Origin of the sequence: Dokdonella sp. (assembly GCF_036518555.1) — a bacterium.
In the GTDB taxonomy this organism is placed as follows: Bacteria; Pseudomonadota; Gammaproteobacteria; order Xanthomonadales; family Rhodanobacteraceae; genus Dokdonella_A.
In genome coordinates this window covers 1-3182 of the sequence record NZ_DATDMY010000117.1, presented here as the reverse complement: position 1 = coordinate 3182, position 3182 = coordinate 1, and the positions used below count along the sequence as shown (strand labels likewise).

At 69.4% G+C, this 3182-nt stretch carries 2 protein-coding genes and 1 pseudogene; all 3 read left to right on the top strand.

What is annotated here, in order from left to right; translation table 11 throughout:
- Window positions 1-397 (top strand): annotated as a pseudogene (locus VI238_RS07135) (lipopolysaccharide assembly protein LapB); the annotation flags it as partial.
- Between the two features lie 16 nt (window positions 398-413).
- Window positions 414-1508 (top strand): glycosyltransferase family 4 protein, encoded by a 1095-nt coding sequence (locus tag VI238_RS07130; RefSeq protein ID WP_331649917.1) that lies wholly within the window; start codon window positions 414-416, stop codon window positions 1506-1508.
- Window positions 1495-3182: nucleoside-diphosphate sugar epimerase/dehydratase (locus tag VI238_RS07125; RefSeq protein ID WP_331649915.1), on the top strand; the 1688-nt coding region annotated here is incomplete at its 3' end. The genes VI238_RS07130 and VI238_RS07125, both read left to right, overlap by 14 nt.

The following is a 3182-nucleotide window of genomic DNA, read 5'->3' as shown; positions in this document are numbered from 1 at the left end:
CTGTTACGCGCGCGCGCAGCGCATGCAGCGCGCCGAGGAGTTCCTGCTCGACATCACCGAACGCTATCAGGGCGTGTCGCCCGTGCTCGCTCTGGCCAAGCTCTACGCGACCACGCGCGGCGAGGATGCGGCGGTCGACTTTCTCAACCGCATGCTCCGTCAGCGACCGTCGGTGCGCGCGCTGATGGCGCTCATCGACGTCAACCTGCACACGGCGAGCGGCGAGGCGCGCGAGAACTTCCTCACGCTGCGCGACCTCACGCGCCAGCTCGTCGAGGGCAAGGCGATGTACCGCTGCAACCGCTGCGGCTTCGGCGCGAAGGCGCACCACTGGCAGTGCCCGAGCTGCAAGAGCTGGGGTTCGGTGCGGCCGATCCACGGCGTCGTCGGCGAGTAGGGCGGCACGGTTCCGCATGGCCGACCGATATGCTGAAGGCCTCGCGGCTTCCTCGGCGATCGTCGTCGCGACGGCTGCGCTTGCGTCGGTCCTGACCGCATGGGCGATCCGCTACGCCCATCGTCGACGCCTGTACGACCTGCCCGGGCAGCGCCGCTCGCACGACGCGCCGACACCGCGGGGTGGCGGCATCGCGATCGTCGTCGCGATGATCGCCGGTGGCCTTGCGCTCGCGGTCCGGGACGGCGCTGTACAGCACCTCGCGCTGTTGCTGCCGCCGGTGCTGGGCATCGCCGGCGTCGGCTGGCTCGACGATCACGGCGGACTGTCCGCGCCGAAGCGCCTGGCGATGCACGTGCTCGCTGCCGCATGGGTGTTCGCCGGGCCATTGTTCGTGCTCGCTGCGATTCCGCTCGCCGGCGCCGCCGGCACCGCGGGCACGCATGTGTTCGCCCTGGTTGCCGGGGCGGGCGTGACCTTCGCGCTAGCCTGGTCGATCAACCTGCACAATTTCATGGACGGCATCGATGGCTTGCTCGTGCTGCAGGCGATGTTCGTGCTCGTCGTCCTCGCCGCATTGACGGCTGTCCACGGCGTGCAGGGCAGTGCGCTGTTGCTCGCGTGCGCGGCCGCCTGCGCGGGATTCGCGCCGTTCAATTTCCCGCGCGCGCGCATCTTCATGGGCGACGTCGGCAGCGGCGTGCTCGGCTTCGTCATCGGCGTCGCCGTGCTGTGGCAGGTCGCCCATCCCCGTATCGCCGCGACCAGCGGACTGGTCCTGTGCTCGGCCTTCGTCACCGATGCGACCTGCACGCTCGTCTCGCGCATGCTTGGCGGGCGGCGTTGGTATAGTGCGCACCGCGAGCACCTGTACCAGTGGCTCGTGCGCGCCGGCTTCTCGCACGCCCGGGTCGTCGCGCTCTACATGGGCTGGAACTTGCTCGTGGCCTTGCCTGTCGTTGGCTGGATGAATCACGCACCGACCTCCCCGATGCGCTTCGGGCTCGCTCCCGCGATCGCCGTGTATGCGCTCGCGAGCGTCGCATGGTGGGCGGGCAAGCGGTGGTGCCTGCGCCGCGTGCGCGAACGGAGTGCCCATGCTGCCGCGTAGGGCCGTCGCGGCGATCCATCCGCGCCTCGCCGTCGTCGCCCACGACATGTTCATGGTGTGGCTCGCCTGGACCGCGGTCAGCATGATGCGCTGGTCGCTCGCGCCGAATCCGTCGCCGGTCGCGCTGTTGGGTCCCGAAGTGTGGATCGTGCTCGCCGCGCAGGGCGCGATCTTCTGGTGGACGGGGCTGTACAAGGGGCTGTGGCGCTTCGCGAGCCTGCCCGACCTGTGGAACATCGCCAAGGCCGCGGTGCTCGGCGCGCTCGCGATCGCGATGGCGCTTGCGATCTACAACCGCCTCGAGACCGTTCCTCGCACCGTGCTCGTCGTCTACCCGCTCGTGCTCGCGCTGCTGCTCGGCGCGCCACGCCTGCTGTACCGCTATTGGAAGGACAGCCGGCTCGACTTCGTCTCGCGCGCGCCGAGCCAGCGCGTGCTCGTGCTCGGCGCAGGCAAGGCGGGCGAGGCCCTCGTCCGCGACCTGCGTCGCGAGAACCGTTATGCGGCGGTCGGTTTCCTCGACGACGATCCGCAGCTGCGCGGTTCGCGCGTGCACGGCATTCCCGTGCTCGGTTCCCTCGGCCAATTGCCCGAACTCGCGCGGGAGACCGCCGCCGAGATGCTCGTGATCGCGATGCCGGCCGCGAACAAGGCGCAGATGCGACGCGCGGTCGACCTGTGCGAGGCGACCGGGCTGCCGTTCCGCACCGTGCCCCGGCTCGAAGACGTCGTCGCGGGACGATCGAGCTTCAACGAGCTCAAGGAGGTCGCGATCGAGGACCTCCTCGGCCGCGAGCCGGTCCGCCTCGACTGGACCGCCATCCGCACCCGCCTCGCGGGCCGGCGCGTGCTCGTCACCGGCGGCGGCGGTTCGATCGGCTCCGAGCTGTGCCGACAGGTCGCGCGCCTCGGCGTCGAGTCGCTGAGCGTGCTCGACCAGTCCGAGTACAACCTTTACGTGATCGAGCAGGAATTGCGGCACGAGCATCCGGACCTGTTGCTCAACGCACGTCTCGGCGACTGCGGGGACGCGAAGGCATGCGAACGCGTCTTCGCCGAAGCGCGACCCGAAGTCGTGTTCCATGCCGCCGCCTACAAGCACGTGCCGCTGCTGCAGGGGCAGGTGCGCGAGGCATTCCGCAACAACGTGCTCGGCACGCGCACCGTCGCGGAAGCCGCGGATCGACACGGCACGGACAGTTTCGTGCTGATCTCAACCGACAAGGCGGTCAATCCGACCAGCGTGATGGGCGCGTGCAAGCGCGTCGCCGAACTGTTCTGCCAGAACTTCGCCCAGCATTCGCGTACGCGCTTCATCACGGTGCGGTTCGGCAACGTGCTCGATTCGGCGGGTTCGGTGGTGCCGCGCTTTCGCGAGCAGATCCGAGCGGGCGGGCCGGTCACGGTCACGCACCCCGAGATCACGCGTTACTTCATGACCATCCCCGAGGCCTGCCAGTTGATCCTGCAGGCGGCGGTACTGGGGCAGGGCGGCGAGATCTTCGCGCTCGACATGGGCGAGCCGGTGAAGATCCGCGACCTCGCCGAGCAGATGATCCGCCTCGCCGGCAAGCATGAAGGCAGCGACATCGCGATCGTCTACACCGGGCTGCGCCCGGGCGAGAAGCTGTTCGAGGAACTGTTCCACCCGCAGGAGCGCTACACCGACACCGC

What these genes read in the sequence shown, in the direction of transcription:
- VI238_RS07130 (WP_331649917.1), top strand. Translation starts at nt 414, where the DNA reads ATGGCCGACCGATATGCTGAAGGCCTCGCGGCTTCCTCGGCGATCGTC.